This window comes from Cryptosporangium arvum DSM 44712, assembly GCF_000585375.1.
Taxonomy (GTDB): domain Bacteria; phylum Actinomycetota; class Actinomycetes; order Mycobacteriales; family Cryptosporangiaceae; genus Cryptosporangium; species Cryptosporangium arvum.
The window spans coordinates 5,327,364-5,347,743 of the sequence record NZ_KK073874.1; the positions used below are offsets into that span (position 1 = coordinate 5,327,364).

Genomic DNA, 20,380 nt, shown 5'->3' on the forward strand with positions numbered 1-20,380 from the left:
CGGGCCGGGGTACCTTCCGTACTCATGACGTACCCTAACGACCCGCAGCAGCCGTACGGAAGCGGTCCGCAGCCGCCTCACGGCTCGGGGCCGCCGTACAACCCCGGCCCGCAGCAACCGTACGGCGATCCGTCGTCGCTTCCGCAGCCGCCGTCGTACGGCGACCCCGCCGCAGGTCAGCCCTACGGTCAGCCCGCTTACGGGCAACAGCCGTACGGGCAGCAGCCGCCGTACGGGCAGCCGGCCTACGGCCAGCCGGGCCCGCCGCCGTACGGTCAGGTTCCGCCGCCGAAGAAGTCCAACGGCGGCAAGATCGCCGCGATCATCGGTGGCGTTTTTGTCGCGTTATGCCTTGTCTGCGGCGTTGTCGGCTTCTTTCTGTACAACGGCGCCAAGGACGCGGCGAACGATGCGTCCGAGCGCTACAGCTTCTCCCCTCCCGCGATCACCAGCGGCGAGCCCGAGAGCGGCACCAGCGAGGCTCCGTCCGGCGGCCAGGACGGCGCGCTGAACCAGCCGGCCCGCGACGGCGACGCCGAGTTCACGGTCACGTCGGTGAAGTGCGGCATCAACGAGATCGGCCAGTACGCCAAGTACAACCCCAAGGGTCAGTACTGCCAGATGAAGGCCACCGTGAAGAACGTCGGCAGCGGTGAGGTCTCGCTGGTCGCGGCGTCGAAGTACGCGGCGACGACCGACGCGGGCACGTCCGTCGACGCCGACATCACCGCCACGGTCGCGTCGAACCCCGACGACACCAGCAAGTTCCTCGGCGACGTCGCCCCCGGCGGCAGCGAGGACATGGTCGTCGCGTGGGACATCCCGAAGGGGCAGAAGATCACCAAGATCACGCTCTTCGGCTCGTTCGGAAGCTCGGGCGTCGCCGTCGCCGTGTCCTGACCGCGCGGTCACGGGCCGGCGCACCGGCCGGCCCGCCGCGCGGCGTCAGACGTAGTCGCCCGCGTACAGCTCCAGGCGCCCGCACCCGCGGCAGCGCAACGCGCGGATCTCGCGCCGCGGTTTGCCCATCGTCCGGGCCCCGCCGAAGAGGCCCCGCTGGAGCGAACCCTCGATCCAGCGGGTGTAGCCCCGCGCCGACTGGCCGCTGTCCTCCAGGAAGCCGTCGTCGAACTCCTGCGCACCACACCCCGTGCACGTCATGAGGCGAGTATCGCTCAGCTGTGCCAGAGCGTCCCGCCGTCCGCGTCGAGGACGCGCACGTCGGTGCCGGTCAGCGCGACGTCGAGGTGGTCGGTGCCGTCGCTGACCCGGTAGGTGTACTCGGTGTTGGTGAGCGTGAGCGCCTCGGTCGTCGCCGCGTGCAGCCACGGGTGGCGCCGCCGCAGGCCGATCAGGTCCTGGTGGGCGCGGTGCAGGCGCTCGCCCCACGGCGCGAGCTCCCCCGGCTCGTCGGGGAAGGCCGGCCGGACCGCGTCGTCGCCGCCGAGCCGTTCCTCTTTGACGCCGGTGAAGCCCTGCTCGTCGCCGTAGTAGATCGACGGCACCCCGCCGACCGTGAGCAGCACCGCGAGCGCCACCAGCGCGCCGTCCTCGCCGACGGTGGACGCGATGCGGGTCACGTCGTGGTTGCCCACGAACGTGTTCAGCCCGACGCTACGCAGGTGCTCGCGGTGGCGTTGCAACGACCAGTCGAGCTCGTAGAAGTTCCGGTCGGCGAGGCTGGACCAGATCGCCTTCCAGAGCTCGTACTGGGTGACCGCGTCCACCCCGGACGCCGCCGCGAACGCGACGTAGTCGCCGTGGATCACCTCGGCCAGGAACCAGGCGCCGGGGTGGCGCTCGCGGGTGCGCCCCAGCACCTCGTGCCAGAACGCCGGGTCCACCGAGTAGGCCGCGTCCAGGCGCCAGCCGTCGATGCCGCGGTCCAGCCAGTGCGTCAGCACGCGGGTGGTGTAATCGAGCGCGGCGGGGCTGCGGTGGTCCAGCCGCGCCAGCCCGTCGTGGCCCTCGAAGACCCGCGGCTCACGCCGCTCCCAGTCGATGTCGAAGAGCCCCGCGCCCGGCGCGTCCGGGCCCTCGCGCAGCACGCGGACCAGGTCGGGGTGGGAGCGCCCGACGTGGCTGAACACGCCGTCGAGGACGACGCGCAGGCCGCGGGCCCGGCAGGCGGCGATCAGCGCGTCGAAATCGTCGGCGTCACCGAGCCGCGGATCGATCGCGAAATGGTCGAGGGTGTCGTACCCGTGGGTGCTCGCGGTGAACACCGGCCCCAGCAGCAGCCCGTTGGTGCCCAGCTCGATCGCGTAGTCGAGCCAGTGGAGCAGGCGCCGCAGCCGGGGCGCCGGGGCCGGGTCCGGGTCGCGGATCGGCGCGCCGCAGAACCCCAGCGGATACACGTGCCACCAGACGGCGTGCTGGACCCACTCCATACCGCTCCTCACCGAGCCGGGTCCATCACGGTACTTCGCCGGTGAGGACCGGCCGGGCCCGGCTCCGGGTTCTGCCCGCGATCAGCCGGCCGCCCGGGCGGCGGCCACGGCGCGGCCCTGGGCGGTGTCGGGGTAGCGGGCGAGCAGGGCGCGGACGGACGCGGCGTCGACGTTGGCGCCGAACAGCTCCGCGCCCGGCTGCAGCCGCACCCCCTCGGCGAGCGGGCCGGCGACGACCGGGTCGAAACCCAGCGCGTCGACGAGGCCGGCGACCGTCGCCACGGCCGCGTCGTCGTCGCCGGCGATCGCGATCGCCTTGCGGTCGGCCGCCCCCGCTTCGCCGTCGAGGTCGTGGTAGCCCATATGGTTGAACGCCTTCACCACGTGCGACTCCGGCAGGTACGCCTGCACGATCTCGCTCGACGAGGTGCGCGGATCGGTCAGGTCGTCGCGGACCCCGTCGATCTCCCACCAGTAGTTCATCGCGTCGACGACGACCTTGCCGCGCAGCGGCTCCACCGGTACGGCGCGGTACTTGCCGAGCGGCAACGCCAGCACGACGAGGTCCGCGCCCGCGGCGGCGTCGGCGGCCGACACCGCCCGGGCTCCGGGCACCAGCACGTCGACGATCAGCGCGATCTTCGCCGGGTCGCCGGAGCCGGCGATCAGCACGTCGTAGCCGGCCGCCACCGCGAGCCGGGCCAGTACCGTGCCGACCTTGCCGGCTCCGAGAATTCCGAGGGTGGTCACTGCGCCACCATGTCACGGACCAGCGGCGCGACCTTCGCGCCGAACAGCTCCACGGCCCGGGTGCGGGCGCCGACCGACTGCGCGCCGACGGTGTAGATCAGGTCGAACCGTCCCACGCCGAGCGTCTTCACCGACTCCGCGATGCGCCGGGCGACGGTCTCCGGCGCGCCGACGTAGAGCGAGCCGCCCTCGACCTCGGCGTCGAACTCCGCGCGGCGCAGCGGGGGCCACCCGCGCAGTGCGCCGATGCGGTCACGCTGCACCTTGTACGCCGGGTAGAACGCCTCCCTGGCCTCCTCGTCGGTGTCGGCGACGAAGCCGGGCGAGTGAATGCCGACCGGGTGCGCTTCGGTGCCGAGCTGCTCGGCGGCCCGCCGGTACAGGTCGACGTAGGGCGCGAACCGTCCGGCGGGGCCGCCGATGATCGCGAGCATCAACGGCAGGCCGTAGCGCGCGGTACGCACGACCGACTGCGGGGAGCCCCCGACGCCGACCCAGGTGTCGAGGTGGCCCGACTCGGTCTTCGGGAACACGTCGGCGTCGACGAGCGCGGCGCGGGTCGTGCCCTCCCAGGTCACCGGCTGCTCCTTCAGGAGCTCGGCGAACAGGTCGAGCTTCTCCTCGAACAGCACGTCGTAGTCGCTCAGGTCGTAGCCGAAGAGCGGGAACGACTCGGTGAACGAGCCGCGTCCCAGGATCACCTGCGCCCGGCCGTTCGAGATCGCGTCCACGGTCGCGAACCGCTGGAACACCCGCACCGGGTCGTCCGAGCTGAGCACGGTGACGCCGGACGCGAGCTTGATCCGCCGGGTGCGTGACGCGATGCCGGCCAGCACGGTCTCCGGGGTGGAGATCGAGTACTCCGGCCGGTGGTGCTCGCCCAGCGCGATGACGTCGACGCCGAGCTCGTCGGCGAGCACGGCCTCGTCGATCACCTGGCGGATCGCGGCGGCGTGCGAGACGGGCGCGCCGGTGTCGTCGGCCGGCACGTCGCCGAAGGTGTCGAGGCCCAGCTCGAGCTCTGTCATGACGGCTCCCTCCAGTATCATTGACACGTCAATCACTTGGAGGTGGCCGCTATTCCCCGGACCCGAAGGCTGCCGACGCGCGACGAGCTCACCGTCTGGCGGGACTTCCTCGAAACCACCGACGCGCTGAAGGCGACGCTGGCCGCGCGGCTGGCCGCCGACACCGGGCTCTCCCCCGGCGACTACGCGGTCCTGCTGGCGCTGAGCGAGGCCGAGGGGCAGCGCCTGCGCTCGTCCGTGCTGGCCGAGGCGGTGGGCTGGGAGCGCAGCCGGTTGTCGCACCACCTCGGGCGGATGGAGCGACGGGGACTGATCCGGCGGGAGAACTGCACCGGGGACAACCGGGGGCAGGAGGCGGTGCTCTCCCCGGCCGGGTCGCGCGCGTTCCGGGCCGCGACCGTGCCGCACCTCACCGCGGTCCGCGAACTGTTCGTCGACGCGCTCACGCCGGAGCAGCTGGCCGCGGCCGGGGAGATCGCCGCCGCCCTGGACGCGCACCGGAGCCGTTCGCGCCGCCCGGCCTCCTCCGGGCCGGGCGAACCGCACTAGGCTGGGGCGATGCCCGCGCTCCCCGCGCTGTCCCTGCCGGAGTGGATCGTGCTCACGCTCGTCGACGAGCACCCCACCCACGGCTTCGCGATCGCGACGCTGACCGCGGAACAGCACGACGTCGGGCGCGCCTGGCACGTACCGCGCCCGATCGTCTACCGCTGCATCGACCGCCTCGTCGACCTCGGCCTGGTCCGGCGCGAAGCGACCGAGGCGGGTGACCGCGGCCCGCGGCGATCGATCCTGAGCAGCACCGCCGACGGCGGGTCGGCGGTGCGCGCGTGGCTGCGCCAGCCCGTGGCGCACGTCCGTGACCTGCGCTCGGAGCTGCTGGTCAAGCTCGCGCTGCGGCTCCGTCGCGACCTGCCGCCGGACGAGCTGGTGGCCGCGCAGCAGCGGACGCTCGCGCCGGTCCGCGACGCGCTGGAGAGCCAGCGCGACCACGCCGAGGGCTTCGGCGCGATCCTGGCCGGCTGGCGGGTCGAGAACGTCAACGCCGCACTGCGTTTTCTGGACTCCTTGGCCGCTCGCTGACGTCGTCCCTCATCGCGTCGCTCATCGCCCGGACCAGCGCGCGGATCTCGGTGGCGTCCCAGCGGTAGCCGGCGACCCGGTCGGCGAGGTCGAGCAGCGGCCGGGTGCGCCGGTCCCGCTCGGCCTCGAAGTCACCGAGCGCGTCCGCGACGACCGCGCCGGCCAGCAGCTCGGCGTCGCGCAGCGCGTCGGAGAGGCCGGAGGAGCTGATCGGGTCCTTCCAGGATCCGGCGTCACCGACCAGGGCCCAGCCCGGCCCGCACGCCTGGCGCAGGTGACCCGGGCGCCCGGTGAACGTCCGCACGACCCCGTGCACCGTCCCGGCCGCGACCCGGGCCGCGAAGCCGGGTGACGCCTCGGCGAGCAGCGCGCCGATCACCTCGCGCCCGCCGCGCCCCACCCGCGCCGGGCTCGACCCGGCGAACACGCAGACCCGTCCGTCGTTGGTGGGGATCAGCCCCGCGGCGGCGGAGGGTCGATAGGCCCACTCGTAGCCCCGCGTGGTCACCCCCGACCAGTAGCCGTAGACGTAGGCGCCGGTGTTCCGGGCCCGGTGACGGACCACCGAACCGGCCAGCCGCGCGACCGCCGAGCGCACCCCGTCGGCCCCGATCACGAGGCCGGCGCGCACCGCGACGTCCGGGCCCCGCCGGGACCGGGCCCGCACCCCCGCGACGCGCCCTTCGACGTCGATGTCCAGCGCGGTGACCTCGAAGCCGTAGCGCACCTCGGCGCCGGACCGCACGGCCGCGTCGACCAGGGCCGGGTCGAGCACGGTGCGCCGCGGGGCGCAGAGCGCGTCGACCCCGTCGCCCGGGCGGACGTCGACGCTCACGGCGTCGGCCTCGTAGTGGAACGTCACCGACGAGATCGGTGGCGTTCCCGCCGCCCGGAGTGCGGGCAGCACGCCCCAGCGGGCGAGCCGGGCGACGCCGCCGCGCATGAGCGCGTGCGTCGAGAGCGTGTCCAGACCGTACCGGCCGCGGTCGAGCACGAGCACGGACAGCCCGGCGCGGGCCAGCAGCATCGCGGTCGACGCGCCGGCCGCCCTGGCGCCGACCACGACCACGTCGTACGCCGAGTACAACGGGCGCGAGTAGAGCGGGAGGTTCACAGCCACGGTGCTCCGTTCGGATCAGGTCGGATGGCGGTGCGCGGTGGCGGCTCAGCCGCCGTCGACGTCGATCCGGACCGCGACACCGTGCGTGAGCACGTCGAGCACGGCCGAGCGGGCGGCGGAGCGCTCGACGACGTCGCGCAGTTTCGCCGGATCGTCGCCGCGCAGGTGGAAGCTGATCCGCAGCTGCGAGAAACCGTTGCGGACGCGCTCGTCGAGGCCGAGGATGCCGCGCAGGTCGATGTCGCCCTCCACGGTGGACGACACCTCGGTCAGCGTGACGCCCCGCGCGGCCGCGACGTTCGCGATGCCGCCGGTCAGGCAGGCCGCGAGCGCGTGCAGCAGGAACTCCGGCCCGGTCGGGCCCTGGTCGGCGCCCACCAGCACCGCGGGGTGGTCGGAGTCGTAGGTGCGCGGCTCGGCGTGGTTGAGCTCCTGGCCGGCGCCGTAGAAGCCGTCGATCGTCGAGCGGTTGTGGGTGCCGCTGACCCAGGTGTTGGTCGCGCGGAAACGGAACTCCGCGATCCGGGGATCGGCCGTGACCGCGTCGATCGTGGCGAACAGGGCACCGGTGTCCACGCCGTTGGCGAGTGCAGTTGTCATGCGTTCCACTGTCGGCTCGCCGGTCGTCGGGGACATCCGTGCGCGCCACGGAGGTTGTTCGTCCGTGGCCACCACGCAAGACTGGGTCCGTGGCCGAGACGCTGACCGCCCGCGAGGCCGAGGTGCTGGCGCTGCTCGCGGAGCGGCTCACGAACGTCGAGATCGCCGCGCGGCTGGTCGTGTCGGTGCGCACGGTGGAGAGCCACGTGTCGGCGCTGCTGCGCAAGCTCGCGGTCGCCGACCGGCGGGAGCTGGCCCGGCTGGCGCCGACGGCGGGTGCGCGGCCTACGCTGCCGTCCCCGCTCACGTCGTTCGTCGGACGTGTACGCGAGCTCGACGCACTCGTCGACGCCGTGTCGCGCGACCGCCTCGTCACGGCGACCGGGCCCGGCGGCGTCGGGAAGACCCGGCTGGCGCTGGCGGCCGCGCACCGGGTGAGCGGCGACTACCCCGACGGCGCGACGTTCGTCGACCTGGTGCGGATCGTGGACCCGGCGATGGTCGTGGCCGCGGTCGCCGACGCGGTGGGCGTGCCGGAGCGGGCCGGGACGAACCGGGAGCAGGCACTGCTGGCCGCGCTCGCCGCGCGCGACGGGGTGGTGGTGCTCGACAACTGCGAACACGTCGTCGACGGGGTGCGCCCGTGCGTGGAGCGGCTGCTGACCGGCTGCCCGCGGCTGCGGGTGCTGGCCACGAGCCGGATCCGGCTGATGCTGCCGTACGAGAGCGTGTTCGCGGTACCGGGGCTGTCGGTGGACGCCGGGGACGCGGGGGCGTTGTTCGCGGCGCGGATGGTGGCCGGTGGGGCGCCGGCTCCGTCGGGCGGCGACGAGGAGATCATCCGGGGCATCTGCCGGGGGCTGGACGGGATGGCGCTGGCGATCGAGCTGGCCGCCGCCCGGGTCCCGGCGATCGGGCTGGACGGGTTGCTCGGTGCCGATCTGCCGCTGCTGACCGCCGGGTACCGCGCGGAGCACCGGCACGGTTCGCTGCGGGCGACGATCGACTGGAGCTACGCGCTGCTCGGACCGGACGAGCGGGCGGCGCTGCGTGCGGCGTCGGTGTTCGCGGCCCGGTTCGACGCCGAGTCGCTGGCCGCCGTGCTGGGGTGGTCGCGGACGGCGACGCTGGACGCGCTGGGGCGGCTCGTCGACTGGAACCTGGTGGCGCCGCGACGGGGGGCGGTGACGCGGTACCGGATGCTGGAGACGATTCGCCAGTACGCCGCGGACCTGTCCCCGGACTACCGGGAGGCGCACGTGCGCTGGGCGCGAGAACGCCTGACGTCGCTGCTCGCGGACGCGGTCGGCCCGGCGCCGCGCGTGGCCCCGACGGCTGCGGGCGCCGGGGAGGACGGGGCCGCAGAGCGGTCGGTGTGGTGCGCGGCGGTGGACGCGGTGCTCGACGACGGGCGGGCCGCGTTGCCGTGGCTCGGGGCCCAGCCGGGGCGCGGAGCGGAGGCGGCGCGGCTGGCCGGCCTCGTCGCCGCGGTCTCGTTCCAGCGGGGGCGCCCCGGCGAGGCCCAGCTGCGCTACACCCAGGCCGCCGACCGCGCCGACGACCCGGCCGAGCGCCACCGCTACCTGCGGTACGCCGCCGGGGCGGCGGCGGTGCGCAACCTCGGCTCGGACGCCGTCGACCTCCTCGAGCGGGCCGCGGCGGGCGCCGCCGACCCCGACGCCGCCGCCGAGGACCTCGCGCTGGCCGCGATGTACGAGCACCGGTGCCGCGGCATCATGGGCCGCACCGTGACCGCGGAGCAGACCGAGGAGCGCCTGGCCCGGGCCCGGGCCGTCTCGGCCGGCGGGCCGCGGGCCCTGGCCGCGATCGCGATGGCCGAGGGCTGGGCGCCGGGCGCGACCGCACGCTCGCGGCAGCGCACCCTCCGCGCGTTGGAGCTCGCCCGCGCCGCCGGCGACCCGCTGCTGGAGAACATGGTGCTCGACCAGCTCATCGTCGTCGAGCTCGCCGACCGGGACGTCGCGGCCGCGCTGGACGCCGTCCGCGGACGCCTGCCGGTGCTGGCCGGCGAACCGGTCGACGCCCGCACCGGGTTCGAGTTCTTCGACGCCGCCCAGATGGGCAGCAACCTCTTCCTCGCCGCCGGTGACCTCGCCGAGGCCCGGCGGCACGCCGACCTCGTCGCCGCGCTGCCGTTCTACCGCGAGGAGGAACACATCGGACTGGCCCGCCGGATCGACGTCGACGCGCTGGCCGGCGAGTTCGGCGCGGTCGTCGAGGCCGGCGAGCGGATGGAGCGGGACTGGGTACGGGCCGGCCGTCCGGTCGCCAGCAACCTGGCCGTGAGCGCGTACAGCGTCGCCGCGGTACACGGCCTGCTCGGGGACGACGACGCCCGCCGGCACTGGACCGGGATCACCACGGCGCTGCTCGGCGCGTACCCCGAGGTGATCCGGCAGCGGGCGGGCTGGGTGCCGGTGCTCGACGCGCTCGTCGACCTGCACCGGGGCGACGCGGCCGCGGCGTTCGCCCGGCTGGCGGCCGAGCCCGAGGACGGCGCGGACTGGGCGAACGCCAACCTGGTGACCTGGCAGGCGTGGTACGCGGCGCTGTGGGCGGAGGCGTCCGTCCTGGCCGGACACCCCTCGGCCGCCGACCGGCTGCCGGTGGCCCGCGGCGTGGCCCGCACGAACCCGATCGCGCTGACGATCATCGACCGCAGCGCCGCGCTGCTGCGGGGAGACCGGGCGGAACTGCCCGCGCTGGCCGAGCGGTTCGCGCGTGCCGGTTGCCCGTACCAGCGCGACCGGACATATTCGCTGGCATGACGACGACCTGGAACGGGTGGGTCGAGGCGGCCACCGTGCTCGACGTGCTCTACCGCCCCCTCGCCGACGCCCTGCTCGACACGATCCCGCCCGGTGGCGCCCGCCGGATCCTCGACGTCGGCTGCGGAACGGGAGCCACGACGATCGCCGCGACCCGCCACGGCCACTGCGTGGGCGTCGACATCTCCGACCCGATGGTGACCGCCGCACGGAAGCGGGCCGGGGCCGGGGCCGAGTTCGTTCTCGCGGACGCGCAGACCCATCCGTTCCCGGAAGCCGGGTTCGACACCGTGATCTCGCGGTTCGGCGTCATGTTCTTCGACGACCCGCTGGCCGCGTTCGCGAACCTGCGCCGCGCCTGCGTCCAGGGCGCGGCGCTGCGGTTCGTCGTGTGGCGGACCGCCGAGGAGAACCCCTTCCTGCGCGCGGCCGTGCCGGCGGCCCGGGCGGTGCTTCCGGACCTCGAGGAGCGTCCGACGACCGGACCGGGCCCGTACGGCCTCGCCGATCCGGACGCCACCCGGGCCGGGCTCGAGGCCACGGGGTGGGCGGACGTCGACATCCGTCCGCTCGACATCGAGTGCCGGATGCCCGAGCCGGACCTCGAGGTGTACCTCACCCGGATCGGGCCGCTCGCCTCCGCGCTGGCCGACGCGGACGCGGAGACCTCCACCCGGGTGTACGACACGATCCGCCCCGCCTACGACCGCTGGGTGCACGACGGCGAGGTGCGCCTGCCCACCGCGTGCTGGCTGATCGAAGCGGAGGCCCGCTAGGGCTGTTCGAGAGGGCGGTTCGCTGGTAGTCGCCCGGTTCGCGGTGGCCGGGGCCTACCCGAGTGACCTGACCGACGCGCAGTGGGCGCTGATTGGGACCGCCGGCTGGTCCGCGGATGCGAGTCCCGGCCGGAGACCAGCGTCTCGCGCACGTCATGGGCCTCGACGGTCAACATGGTCCGCCGGCTGACCGGCACCAGCACCCCGACCTGGCGAGGAGCCTGCCCACGACGAACGCAGATCCAAACGCCTGGTCAGACGGCACGTCCTGACCGAAGCCCAACCAGGCCTGTTCGCTCTCGACCCGACCGGAGGAGATCGAGTGGCTTGCGGTGCATTCCCAGAGCGCCGAGGCTGTAGCTGCGGCGTTGGGGCTCGGTCGACTTTCGCAGGCGCCGTGGGAAGACGCGGTGACCGCCGCCTACGCCGGCCAGTGGATGGTGACGCCGCCCATCGATGGTTGGACCCTCGCGGCATCGAGGAGTGTGCCGGCTCCGGACGACAGCCGGTTCGCGTCGTGGCTGGCCGGCCTCAGCGCGTCACTCGGACAAGTCCAATACTTCGGGTCGATCCGCAGCGCGGATTACTACGCGTGGGGGAGGGCGAGCGGCGGCGTCGTCGAGCGGGCCTTCGGATACCTCGGCGAGCGCGAGGAAGCGCTCTTCGACATCGGTGAGCGCACAGCCGAGGAACACGCGCTGGGCGTCGGTTTCCTCCCGGACAGCTGGCCGGAATGGCCGGAGGAGCCGGAGCCGGACGATGACGAGGACGCCGGCCCCTGGCCGGACGAAGAAACCGCGCTCACACTCGCCGGGTTCTGGAGTGTCGATCCACGAAGTCTGGAAGGCGCGCCCATGGCAGGCTTGCCGTGGATCACGGAGAGCCATGCGGACGGCTAGAGCACGCATCCGAACCAGGCCGTGTCCTGCGAATCCGTGCTCGGCCGCGGCTCCGCTCAGCCGCCGCCAGGCCGCGGTGTCGGACCATCCGGATACAACAGCTGCCCACTACCCAGCGGCAGCCGGATAGTCCTCCGCCTTGCCCGACGGCGCCCGAGCGGTGCCTCGCTGCGAGCGAGATCCGCAGGACACGACCTAGCGAGTGTCCTGCAAGTCATCGGAGCCAGAGCACGATCGCGGCGAGGATGGGGTCTGACTGGTGGTAGGCCGTCCATCTGGCGTAGCGGGTCGCCAGGTCACGGAACTGTTTGAAGCGGTTGAAGCAGCGTTCCACGACGTTGCGCTGCTTGTAGGCCCGCGGCTCGAGGCCGGGGGGCGGCCACCAGTCGAGCCTTTGGCCGCCCGATCCGGGCGACCCGGATCCCGTCGAGCAGAGGCAGCAGTTGCGGGTTGTCACCGGCCTGACCAGGCGTGTACACGATCTGCATCGGCGGGCCGCGCCCGTCGACAGCGAGGTGGATCTTGGTGCTCAGCCCCCCCGCGGGACCGTCCGAGTCCTTCGCCCTCGACCGCGAGGTCCTCGACGTCGATCCCGCCGCCCGACCCGGCTCCGCAGCCCCTTTTGTGCGGGCACCGGCCGCATGTTGATGCGCCCGGACCACGGAGGAGTCGATGCTGATGATCCATTCGACCTCACCGACGGAGTCGTCTTCGACGATCACGTGATCGAGGATTTTCTGCCAGGTGCCATCGGCGGTCCACAGCCGCAGCCGTTCGTGCGCGGTCTTCCACGGTCGTTACCGTTCAGGCAGGTCACGCCACGGCGCACCCGTCCGCGTCTTCCACAGAATGGCGTTGATGACCTGCCGGTGATCACGCCACCGACGACCACGCCCAGACGTCGGTAACAACGGCTCGATCACCGCCCACGCCCGATCAGTCAGGTCTCCCCGACCTACCACGCCACAGGATTACCAGACGTCGCAGCTCGACCACTTACAGGACACTCGCTAGACGCCTGATCCCTCGTCGAACCGATCCGGACAAGCGTTCACGGAACGCCCTCTGAGGCGGTTGATCCCGCACTCGACTACGTGGCGCTGCTCGTAGGTTTCGGGATGGAGAGCCGGTGGCCGCCCGCCGTGGCGTTTGCGGTGGCTGATCCGGTCTGCCAGGAGGGTGGGCGCGGATCCCGCGGCGGCGCCGGTAGACGCGGTGGGCGCGGGATCCGTAGGCCTTGTCGGCCAGGACCCGGGCCGGCCGGGCGCGGGCCGGCCGGGCGCGGGCCGGCCGGGTGTGGGACCGGCCGGGTGTGGGACCGGTGACGCGGATGGCGTCCAGGGCGGGTGGGAATTGGGGCGGCGCGGGCCTGTCCGCGGTGATCAGCAGCGGCCGCTGCCCGGCCTCGGCTGCGAGCTGGATCGTGGTGCCCAACCCGCCGCGTGACCGCCCAGACCCTGGTCGTTGGGCTCTGCGGTGCACCTCCCGGCGGGTGTGTCTGCCCTTGCCCCCGTTACGAGCTCGGGCAGCGGGCTGGTGGGCCCGGGCCACGGTCGAGTCGACCGACACATCCCCGGTGATCAGCGCTTTCACCGGCACCGGCACCGGCACCGGCGCCCGCGCCCGCGCCCGCGCCCGCAGATCAGACCCGACCCGCGACCCGGTCGCGCCCGGCGCTCCGGTGCGGACCCGCCACCGGATCCCGTCGATGACCTGCCACTACGAACGCAGCGGCAGGTCACCTGGCTTTTGCCGGCAGCAACACCCCAGCGAGGACCCACTCCGCGTTCGTCAGATCACCCCACGAACGACGAGGCTTCACGCACGCGCTAGCCGTTCGGGCGTGACTCCAGGCCCTGCAGCGACCACGAGTTGCCGTCGGGGTCGGTGAAGTAGACGAAGTTGCCCCACGGCTGCGGGTCGACCTCGCTCGCGTCGACCCCGGCCTCGGTCAGCTGCGCGCGGGCCGCTCCGGCGTCGGCGACGACGACCTGGATCTCCTGGGTGCCGGGGGCCTTCTCGGTGATGCCCTCACCGAGGACGATCGAGCATGCGGAGCCGGGCGGGGTGAGCTGCACGAACCGCAGGCCCTCACGCACCCGGTGGTCGTGGTCGGCGTGGAAGCCGACCCTCTCGTAGAAGGCCTTGGCGCGGTCGACGTCGGTGACCGGCACGGGAATCAGCTCGATCTTCCAGTCCATGGCAGGCACTCTAGGGAACCGGTACGACACTTTCCGGAGTGGAGAGATCGTGGACGCACGCGACATCGACCAGTTCGAACGCGACGGCTACGTGGTGGTGCGTGGCGCCCTCACGCCGGAGACGGCGGCGGCCTGCCGGGACGCGATCTGGGACGCGCTCGCCGGCCACGGCGTGACCCGTGACCGGGCGACCTGGACGCGACCGATGGTCCCGGTCCCCTGCCCGGAAGGTGGTCCGTTCGTCGAGGCCGGGACGTCACCGGCGCTGCGGGCGGCGTACGACGCGCTGATCGGGCCCGGCCGCTGGCGGCGCCGCCGGGGGGTCGGGGGCCTCGTGCCGGTGCGCTTCCCCTCGGAGGAGTTCCCCGGCGACGTCGGCTGGCACATCGAGGGCAGCTACCGGGGCACCGGCGGGTACTGGGCCAACGTGCGGTCGCGAGCCCGCGGGCTGCTGGCGTTGTTCCTGTTCACCGACGTGGGTGAGCACGACGCGCCGACGCGGCTGGCGATCGGGTCGCACCGGTGGGTGCCGCGGTTGCTGGCCGGGGCCGGGGAGGCCGGTATGCATCCCGACGACGCGTTGGGGCGGCTGCGGCCCTCGGTGCTGTGCCGCACGGTCGTGCACGCCACCGGGCGCGCCGGTGACGTGTTCCTCGGCCATCCGTTCCTGGTGCACACCGCGACCTGGCCCCATCGGGGCGTGACGCCGCGGATGGTCGCGCAGCCCGCGGTGCACGCCGGCGGGTTCGCGCTCGACGGGTCGGACCCGTCGCCGGTCGCGCGGGCGATCGTGACCGGGTTGCGCGAGGAGGCCTACGCGCCGAGGAAGTGACGCACGGCGCCGGCGAAGAGCTCCGGGGCGGTGTGGGTCGCGAAGTGCATTTGGCCGGGGAACACGACCCGTTCGGATGCCGGGAGCACCGCGGCCAGGGCATCCATGGTGGACGGAAGGGGATCCCAGCTCTCCCCGCCCTGCAGCAGCAGCACCCTGGCGTGGATCGCCCGCCAGCGTTCGACGTCGCCCGAGTCGGCGGCCAGAGCCTCCAGGTCGTGCGACGACCCGACCGCCTCGGCCGGGTCCGGGCTCGACGCCGCCAGGGCGGAGAGGAGGGGTTCCGGTACGCGGGCCACCTTCTCGGCGAACAGGTGATTGGCGGCGGCCAGGTCCCCGGCCGCCACCAGCGTCCGGTACTCCTCGGCCACCCCCGCCGTCCCCGCCGCGAACAACGGCGGCTCGAACAGGACGAGCGACTCGATCCCACCCGCCCGCGCCGCGTGCAGGCCCACGATCGCGCCGTACGACGCGCCCACCACCGCGGCCGATCCGGCGCCGCCCCCCGCGGCCGCGGCCACGGCACGGAGATCACTCACGTCGTCGGCGAAGGACTTCGGGCGGGTGGGCCTGCCGCTCGGCGCGTAGCCGCGCCGCGCGTACGTCCAGAGCTCGAACGTGTCCTCGAGGTACGGCGCCACCGGCGCCCACGAGTCGAGCCCGCCCGCCGTGCCGTGCACCAGCACGACCGGGGCACCCCGCCCACTGCGCCGCGCCGCGATGCGCGTCCCGTCGTCCGCGTGCAGAGAGATGTCCACGGGGCGGAGCCTCGCACGCCCCGTGCCGGCACCGCACGCGAGATTCGCCGGCTCTGAGAACTCACTCAGAACTTCTGCCGGGACACCTAACCCGGCCCAGCAGTGTGCCGCCCATGACACCCATCCTCCGCGGCGCGGCGGCCGCCCTCGCCGCCCTGGCCGTGACGGCGGGCCTCGCCGTGACCGCGCTGGCCCTCCTCGACCTGCCGATGACGCTGGTCCCCGCGGTCCTCTCCGCGGCCGCCGGCGCGCCCGCCGAGCTGAGCGGCGAGGTCGCGACGCCGCTGGTCCCGATCGCGCTGCGCGGCACCGTCGACGTGGTGCCGCTCGGCATCACCGCGCCCGGCGTCGTCGTCCTCGCGCTGGTGTCGTGGGGTTCGGCGCGGACGCCGCTCCGGACGCTCGCGCTGCGCGCGGCCGGGACCGCCGGAACGGCGGTGGTCGCTCTGGCGGTGCTCTCGCGCGCGGGGAGCACCGTGGTCGACGTCCCGCTGCCGGCCGGGCGGGTGCCGCTGCCGACGAGCGCGGCACTCATGGTCGAGCCCGGGTCCGCGGTGCTCAGCGGTCTGCTGGCGGTGCTGGGGCTGGCGGCCGCCGGCGCGCTGCTCACGCGTGTGCCGTACCGCCGGGTCGTGATGGTGACGGTGCTGGCCGGGGCGGTCGTGCCGGTGCTGATCGGGCTGGTGGCGGCCGTGGTCCTGGTGGGGCGGCAGCCCGCGCTCGCCGGGGCGGCGCTGCTGTTCGGCGCGAACGCGGTGCTCGCCGCGGTCGGAGCGTCCTCGCTGACGGGGCCCGGCGGGCCGTCGGCGCAACTGGTGGACGCCGCGGTGAGCCGCGCCGACTGGCTGCCCGGCGCCTGGGCTCCCGCCACGGCCGTCTTCGTCCTGCTCGCCACCGCGGCCCTGGCCCTCACCGCACCCCGCCCGCACGCGACCCCGCCCCTGCGGGCGCGCCGACCGGGCCCGCACCCCCGTCCGTTCCCGGCCACCCCGCGGACCACGGCCGACGGACGGTGGCGGCGCGCCGGGACCGAGGCGGTGGTGGCGGGGGCCGCCCTCGGGCTCATCCTCGCGCTCACCGCCCTCCTCACCGCCGGCGGGCTCGACCTCGCGATCTCCCTCGCGGTCTTCCGCACCCCGCTGCTCGCGCTGCGGCTGGAACCCGCCCCCGGCTGGGCCCTGCTCGCCGGCGCGCTCGCCGGCGCCCTGGCGGGTGGCGTCGGCAGCTTGACCGCCGACGTACGGTGGCGGGCTCAGCAGCGCCTCCTCCGGCGCATCCGCGCCTACGGGTGAGGTCAGCAATGCAGCGCTTGCTCGTGGTCGACGACGACGACACGGTCCGCGGCCTCCTCGCCGACGCGCTGCGTTACGTCGGGTACGACGTCACCGCGGTCGCCACCGGAGCGGACGCGCTCGACGCGGCCCGGCACGACCCGCCCGACCTGGTCGTGCTCGACGTGATGCTGCCGGGCCTGGACGGCTTCGACGTGATCCGCCGCCTGCGCGCGGCCACCGAACACGTTCCGGTGCTCTTCCTCAGCGCCCGCGACGACTACGCCGACAAGGTCAACGGCCTCACGCTGGGCGGCGACGACTACGTCACCAAGCCGTTCCACCTGCCGGAGCTCATCGCGCGGATCGAGGCGATCCTGCGCCGCGCCGGCGGCGGGCCCGGCGACGGCACGCTGAGCGTCGCCGACCTGACGCTCGACCCGACGACCCGCGAGGTGACCCGCGGCGGCCGGCCGGTCCGGCTCTCGCCCACCGAGTTCCGGCTGCTGCGGTACCTGATGGAGCGCGCCGGTCAGGTCGTCTCCAAACCGCAGATCCTGGAGGACGTCTGGCACTACGACTTCGCGGGCGACACGAGCATCGTCGACACCTACGTCAGTTACCTGCGGCGCAAGGTCGACGCCGGGGAGCCGAAGCTGATCCACACCCTGCACCGCGTCGGCTTCGTGCTGCGGGGGCCACGGCGATGATCCCCCGCTCGCTGCGGGCCCGGTTGCTGCTGATCACCGCGGCGCTGCTGGTCGTCGGCCTGCTCGTCAGCGACGCGGTGGTGACCTCGGCGCTGCGCACCCGCCTGGTGGACCGGGTCGACCACCAGCTCGTGCCGATCACACTGGTGCTGGCGCGGCTGGAGCCCGGGGTCGTGAACCTGGACGGCGCGGCGACGGTCGTCCGCGCGCTGGACCTGATCAGCGCGGTGTCGGTGGCGTACGTGGGAGCCGACGGCAGCGTGGCGCACGTCGACAGCACCGGCGCACCGCCGCCGCGCTTCGACGGGTCGCTGCTCGGCGCGCCGCCCGGCGAGGCGTTCACGCTCGGCGGGTCCTGGCGCGCGGTCGTCGCCCCACGGCCGGGCGGCGGTGTCGTGGTGGTCGCGGCCTCGCTGAGCACGATCGACGCCACGATCCGGCAGCTGCGCCTGGTGTGCCTGGTGACCGGCCTGATCGTGGTCGCGCTGCTGACCGGCGTCGGCTGGATCGCGATCCGGGCCGGGCTGCGCCCGCTCCGCACGATCGAGGACTCCGCGGCCGCGATCGCCGGCGGCGACCTGACCCACCGCATCCCCGAGGCCGGCCCTCCCGGCACCGAGGTGGCCCGGCTCACGCTCGTGCTCAACACCATGCTGACGCAGATCGAGCGGGCGTTCGCGGCGCGGGCGGAGTCCGAGGCCCGGATGCGCCGGTTCGTCGCCGACGTCAGTCACGAGCTGCGCACACCGCTGTCCGGCATCAAAGGTTCGGCCGAGCTGCACCTGATGCGCGGCGGCGCCGACGAGACCGTGCGGCGCATCGACCGGGAGGCCGGGCGGCTCGCCGCGCTGGTGGAGGACCTGTTGCTGCTGGCGCGGCTGGACGAGCCGGCGGCCGGGCCGGTGCTGGAACCGGCCCCGATGGACCTGCGCACGCTGGCCGCGGACGCCCGGCACGATCTGCTGGCGCTGGACGCCGCCCGTCCGGTCTCGCTCACCGGCCTGTCCGACGCCGACCCGCCGGGCGCCGCCCTGGTGCTCGGCGACGAGGCCCGGCTGCGTCAGGTCGTCAGCAACCTGGTGGGAAACGTGCACGCGCACACCCCCGCCGACGCTCCGGTGCGCATCGGCGTCGGCCGCCTCGGCGACGAGGCCGTCCTGGACCTCGCCGACACCGGCCCCGGGGTGGCCGACGACGACGCCGAGCGTGTGTTCGACCGCTTCCACCGGGCCGACGATTCGCGTACCCGGGCGGCGCCCGGCCGCCGGGGCTCACCCGCGGGGGCCGGGCTGGGGCTGGCGATCGTGCAGTCGTTGGTGGTCGCGCACGGGGGGCGGGTCGAGGTGCGGCCGACACCCGGCGGCGGCGCGACGTTCCGGATCGCGCTGCCGTGGCTGGCCGACGGCTGAGCGAGCTCATCCCCGCCGGGTCGGCAGCTCACGCACCCGGGAGGCGAACGCGGCCACCAGGAGGACGACGAAGATCGCCAGGTTCACGATCCACCGCGGATCGTCCACGTGGAGTCCACGCGCGAACTCGGCCCGCTCGGCCGCCGTGAGACGCGCGGTGGAGTGCTCCGCGCCCGCGAAGTCCAGCCGGGCGCCCGCGAACACGAGGTACGTCCAGACTCGGAGGCCGAAGTAGAGCCCGGCCGCGACCAGGATCAGCACCCGCCGGAGCCCCGGGCGCCACCCCACGATCAGCAGCATCGGCATCACCACGAGCTCGGTGGGCGCGTTGGCCAGGATCGCGATCGGGATGCTCGGGAGGAACATCGCGATCACCACCTCGCCGGTGACCGATCCGGTGTCCAGCGCGGTGCTCAGCATGAGCAGCCCGACCGCCCCGCCGAACGCGAACAGCGCCATCGCGGTGGCGCCGAACGCCACCAGCACGTCCTCGGTCCAGGCGCTGCGGACGGGACCGCGCCGCACCCACCGCGCGAGGATCGCGACGAGAGCGGCCCAGACCGCGGCGAGCCCGACCGCCACCGGGGCGGGCAGGAACTCGACGAGCGAGAGACCGTGAACGACGAGCGTGAAGATCGTGGCGAGCACAACGCTGACTTTCGAGCCGGATTCCATGCCGGCCGACGGTAGGAAGCCGGACCGTTCCCGGCATCTGCCGAACGGCCTAGACCGGGTTCAATCCAGCAGACCGGCGTCGCGGGCCGCGCCACGGCCTGCAGGCGGCTCGTCGCGCCGAGCTTGCGGAAGATGTGGTTGAGGTGCGCTTTCACGGTGCCCCGCGCGACGAACAGCGCCGCCGCGATCTCCGCGTTCGAACGCCCGGCCGCGAGCTCACGCAACACCTCGACCTCCCGGGCGCTCAGCGCCTCTCCCCTCCACCCACCGCCCACGCCGCGCCCGGACGCGGCGACGTCCGGGGGCCGCTCGTCGGCGGACCGCTCGGCGGCGGGCGGCTCGTCGGCGGGCGGGGGTGGGGCGAGGACCGAGCGGACGGCGAGGACCGTGATGAGGAGGACGGCGGCGCCGAACGGGGGGACGATCCACCACTCGTCGAGACCGCGTTCGACCATCGCGAACGACAGGCCGACGACCACCATCACCCAGGTGAAGCAGCCGCCGACCACGGCGGCGACGAGTGCTGCTCGGCGGACTCGCATCTTTCGCCTAGGCGGGTGGGCCGGCGTGCAGGGTGAGCCTGGTCCAGGCGCCGACGTTCACGGTGGCGCCGTCGGGCAGGGGCACGGGACGCTCGGCTTCGATCGGGTCGGCGCTGCCGTTGAGGTAGGTGCGGTTCGTGGAGCGCAGGTCGATGATCGCCCAGGTGCCGTCGGGCTGGGGCACGAGCAGCGCGTGGGTGGCGGAGACGGCGGCGTCCTCGGGGGGTCCGGTCAGGTCGATGTCCGGGTAGATCCCGCGGGAGCGGCTGCGGCGCCCGATCAGCAGCTGGCGGGGGCCGAGCGGGAAGCGTCGCTCGGGGACGAAGGCCGGGAAGTCGACGTCGGCGGCGTCGGGTCCGTCGAGCGACTGCATGCGGTCGAAGTAGGCGCGGTCGGCGGTGACGCTCACCCACCACGTCCCGCTCGCCCGCTCCTCCGCCGGAGCCGCGAGGTCACCCCAGCCCGGTGCGGGCGTGGCCGGTGCCGGGCCCGGCGGGGCCGAGGACGGCAGGGGCGAAGTCGGCGGGCCCGAAGCCGGAGGGGCCGA

The 20,380-nt window shown here is 74.2% G+C and carries 20 protein-coding genes and 3 pseudogenes; 11 read left to right on the forward strand and 12 right to left on the reverse strand.

The window, feature by feature from the left end; translation table 11 throughout:
- Window positions 1-24: 24 nt before the first annotated feature.
- Window positions 25-900: a DUF4352 domain-containing protein gene (locus CRYAR_RS43565; RefSeq protein ID WP_051570886.1), complete on the forward strand. Its 876-nt coding sequence runs from the start codon at window positions 25-27 to the stop codon at window positions 898-900.
- Window positions 901-945: 45 nt separating this feature from the next.
- Here CRYAR_RS43565 and CRYAR_RS24210 read toward each other — a convergent pair whose 3' ends face one another.
- The 4 genes from CRYAR_RS24210 to CRYAR_RS24225 all read right to left on the reverse strand — a co-directional run bounded on the left by CRYAR_RS24210 (window position 946) and on the right by CRYAR_RS24225 (window position 4,168).
- Window positions 946-1,161 carry a hypothetical protein gene (locus CRYAR_RS24210; protein ID WP_035855415.1) on the reverse strand — a complete coding sequence of 72 codons (216 nt, stop codon included), beginning with the start codon at window positions 1,159-1,161 and terminating at the stop codon, window positions 946-948.
- A 14-nt stretch (window positions 1,162-1,175) separates the two neighbouring features.
- Entirely contained in the window at window positions 1,176-2,390 is a 1,215-nt protein-coding gene (locus tag CRYAR_RS24215) for an alpha-amylase family protein (protein WP_035855416.1), read from the reverse strand.
- 81 nt (window positions 2,391-2,471) lie between these two features.
- Entirely contained in the window at window positions 2,472-3,140 is a 669-nt protein-coding gene (locus CRYAR_RS24220; protein ID WP_035855418.1) for an NADPH-dependent F420 reductase, read from the reverse strand.
- Window positions 3,137-4,168, reverse strand: coding sequence for an LLM class flavin-dependent oxidoreductase (locus CRYAR_RS24225; protein ID WP_035855419.1), 1,032 nt, complete (start codon window positions 4,166-4,168; stop codon window positions 3,137-3,139). The genes CRYAR_RS24220 and CRYAR_RS24225 overlap by 4 nt, the downstream gene beginning before the upstream one ends.
- 42 nt (window positions 4,169-4,210) lie before the next feature.
- Between CRYAR_RS24225 and CRYAR_RS24230 the strand changes: the two genes are divergently transcribed.
- The gene (locus tag CRYAR_RS24230) at window positions 4,211-4,717 is read left to right on the forward strand and encodes a MarR family winged helix-turn-helix transcriptional regulator (RefSeq protein WP_035866147.1); all 507 of its coding nucleotides are present in this window, start codon (window positions 4,211-4,213) and stop codon (window positions 4,715-4,717) included.
- A 9-nt stretch (window positions 4,718-4,726) separates the two neighbouring features.
- Complete coding sequence (locus CRYAR_RS24235; RefSeq protein WP_035855420.1) at window positions 4,727-5,251, forward strand: PadR family transcriptional regulator; 525 nt, start codon at window positions 4,727-4,729, stop codon at window positions 5,249-5,251.
- Here the strand turns inward: CRYAR_RS24235 and CRYAR_RS24240 are convergent.
- Window positions 5,208-6,371, reverse strand: coding sequence for an NAD(P)/FAD-dependent oxidoreductase (locus tag CRYAR_RS24240; protein ID WP_211247613.1), 1,164 nt, complete (start codon window positions 6,369-6,371; stop codon window positions 5,208-5,210). The two genes, CRYAR_RS24235 and CRYAR_RS24240, sit on opposite strands and share 44 nt — an antisense overlap.
- A 45-nt stretch (window positions 6,372-6,416) precedes the next feature.
- Window positions 6,417-6,971 (reverse strand): OsmC family protein, encoded by a 555-nt coding sequence (locus CRYAR_RS24245; protein WP_035855421.1) that lies wholly within the window; start codon window positions 6,969-6,971, stop codon window positions 6,417-6,419.
- A gap of 89 nt (window positions 6,972-7,060) precedes the next feature.
- On the opposite strand from CRYAR_RS24245, the gene CRYAR_RS48180 reads away from it, so the two are divergent.
- From CRYAR_RS48180 to CRYAR_RS43570, 4 genes and pseudogenes are all read left to right on the forward strand, one after another.
- Window positions 7,061-9,760 carry an ATP-binding protein gene (locus CRYAR_RS48180; RefSeq protein ID WP_035866153.1) on the forward strand — a complete coding sequence of 900 codons (2,700 nt, stop codon included), beginning with the start codon at window positions 7,061-7,063 and terminating at the stop codon, window positions 9,758-9,760.
- Window positions 9,757-10,536: a class I SAM-dependent methyltransferase gene (locus CRYAR_RS24255; RefSeq protein ID WP_051570888.1), complete on the forward strand. Its 780-nt coding sequence runs from the start codon at window positions 9,757-9,759 to the stop codon at window positions 10,534-10,536. The genes CRYAR_RS48180 and CRYAR_RS24255 overlap by 4 nt, the downstream gene beginning before the upstream one ends.
- Window positions 10,537-10,635: 99 nt before the next feature.
- Window positions 10,636-10,752 (forward strand): annotated as a pseudogene (locus tag CRYAR_RS50890) (IS5 family transposase); the annotation flags it as partial.
- Window positions 10,753-10,946: 194 nt separating this feature from the next.
- Window positions 10,947-11,435, forward strand: a complete 489-nt coding sequence (locus CRYAR_RS43570; RefSeq protein ID WP_084700896.1) for a hypothetical protein — start codon at window positions 10,947-10,949, stop codon at window positions 11,433-11,435.
- A 214-nt stretch (window positions 11,436-11,649) separates the two neighbouring features.
- Here the strand turns inward: CRYAR_RS43570 and CRYAR_RS45985 are convergent.
- Both CRYAR_RS45985 and CRYAR_RS24270 read right to left on the reverse strand, forming a co-directional pair.
- Window positions 11,650-12,397: pseudogene (locus CRYAR_RS45985) on the reverse strand (IS5 family transposase).
- Between the two features lie 867 nt (window positions 12,398-13,264).
- Window positions 13,265-13,636 (reverse strand): VOC family protein, encoded by a 372-nt coding sequence (locus CRYAR_RS24270; RefSeq protein ID WP_035855422.1) that lies wholly within the window; start codon window positions 13,634-13,636, stop codon window positions 13,265-13,267.
- A gap of 49 nt (window positions 13,637-13,685) precedes the next feature.
- On the opposite strand from CRYAR_RS24270, the gene CRYAR_RS24275 reads away from it, so the two are divergent.
- Window positions 13,686-14,468, forward strand: a complete 783-nt coding sequence (locus CRYAR_RS24275) for a phytanoyl-CoA dioxygenase family protein (RefSeq protein WP_051570890.1) — start codon at window positions 13,686-13,688, stop codon at window positions 14,466-14,468.
- Here CRYAR_RS24275 and CRYAR_RS24280 read toward each other — a convergent pair.
- Window positions 14,450-15,226, reverse strand: a complete 777-nt coding sequence (locus tag CRYAR_RS24280; protein WP_035855423.1) for an alpha/beta fold hydrolase — start codon at window positions 15,224-15,226, stop codon at window positions 14,450-14,452. The genes CRYAR_RS24275 and CRYAR_RS24280 overlap by 19 nt on opposite strands.
- A gap of 113 nt (window positions 15,227-15,339) precedes the next feature.
- Between CRYAR_RS24280 and CRYAR_RS24285 the strand changes: the two genes are divergently transcribed.
- Genes CRYAR_RS24285 through CRYAR_RS24295 form a run of 3 tightly spaced genes read left to right on the forward strand, consistent with a single transcriptional unit; the run spans window position 15,340 to window position 18,616 of the window.
- Window positions 15,340-16,518: a hypothetical protein gene (locus tag CRYAR_RS24285; protein ID WP_035855424.1), complete on the forward strand. Its 1,179-nt coding sequence runs from the start codon at window positions 15,340-15,342 to the stop codon at window positions 16,516-16,518.
- A gap of 8 nt (window positions 16,519-16,526) precedes the next feature.
- Window positions 16,527-17,207, forward strand: coding sequence for a response regulator transcription factor (locus tag CRYAR_RS24290; RefSeq protein ID WP_035855427.1), 681 nt, complete (start codon window positions 16,527-16,529; stop codon window positions 17,205-17,207).
- Window positions 17,204-18,616, forward strand: coding sequence for a sensor histidine kinase (locus CRYAR_RS24295; protein ID WP_035855428.1), 1,413 nt, complete (start codon window positions 17,204-17,206; stop codon window positions 18,614-18,616). The genes CRYAR_RS24290 and CRYAR_RS24295 overlap by 4 nt, the downstream gene beginning before the upstream one ends.
- A gap of 6 nt (window positions 18,617-18,622) precedes the next feature.
- On the opposite strand, the gene CRYAR_RS24300 is transcribed toward CRYAR_RS24295, so the two are convergent.
- The 3 genes and pseudogenes from CRYAR_RS24300 to CRYAR_RS49075 form a co-directional block, all read right to left on the reverse strand.
- The gene (locus tag CRYAR_RS24300) at window positions 18,623-19,291 is read right to left on the reverse strand and encodes a hypothetical protein (RefSeq protein ID WP_035855429.1); all 669 of its coding nucleotides are present in this window, start codon (window positions 19,289-19,291) and stop codon (window positions 18,623-18,625) included.
- Window positions 19,292-19,395: 104 nt separating this feature from the next.
- Window positions 19,396-19,833 (reverse strand): annotated as a pseudogene (locus CRYAR_RS50895) (helix-turn-helix transcriptional regulator); the annotation flags it as partial.
- 7 nt (window positions 19,834-19,840) lie between these two features.
- Window positions 19,841-20,242, reverse strand: a complete 402-nt coding sequence (locus CRYAR_RS49075) for an FHA domain-containing protein (RefSeq protein ID WP_211247614.1) — start codon at window positions 20,240-20,242, stop codon at window positions 19,841-19,843.
- Window positions 20,243-20,380: the final 138 nt, after the last annotated feature.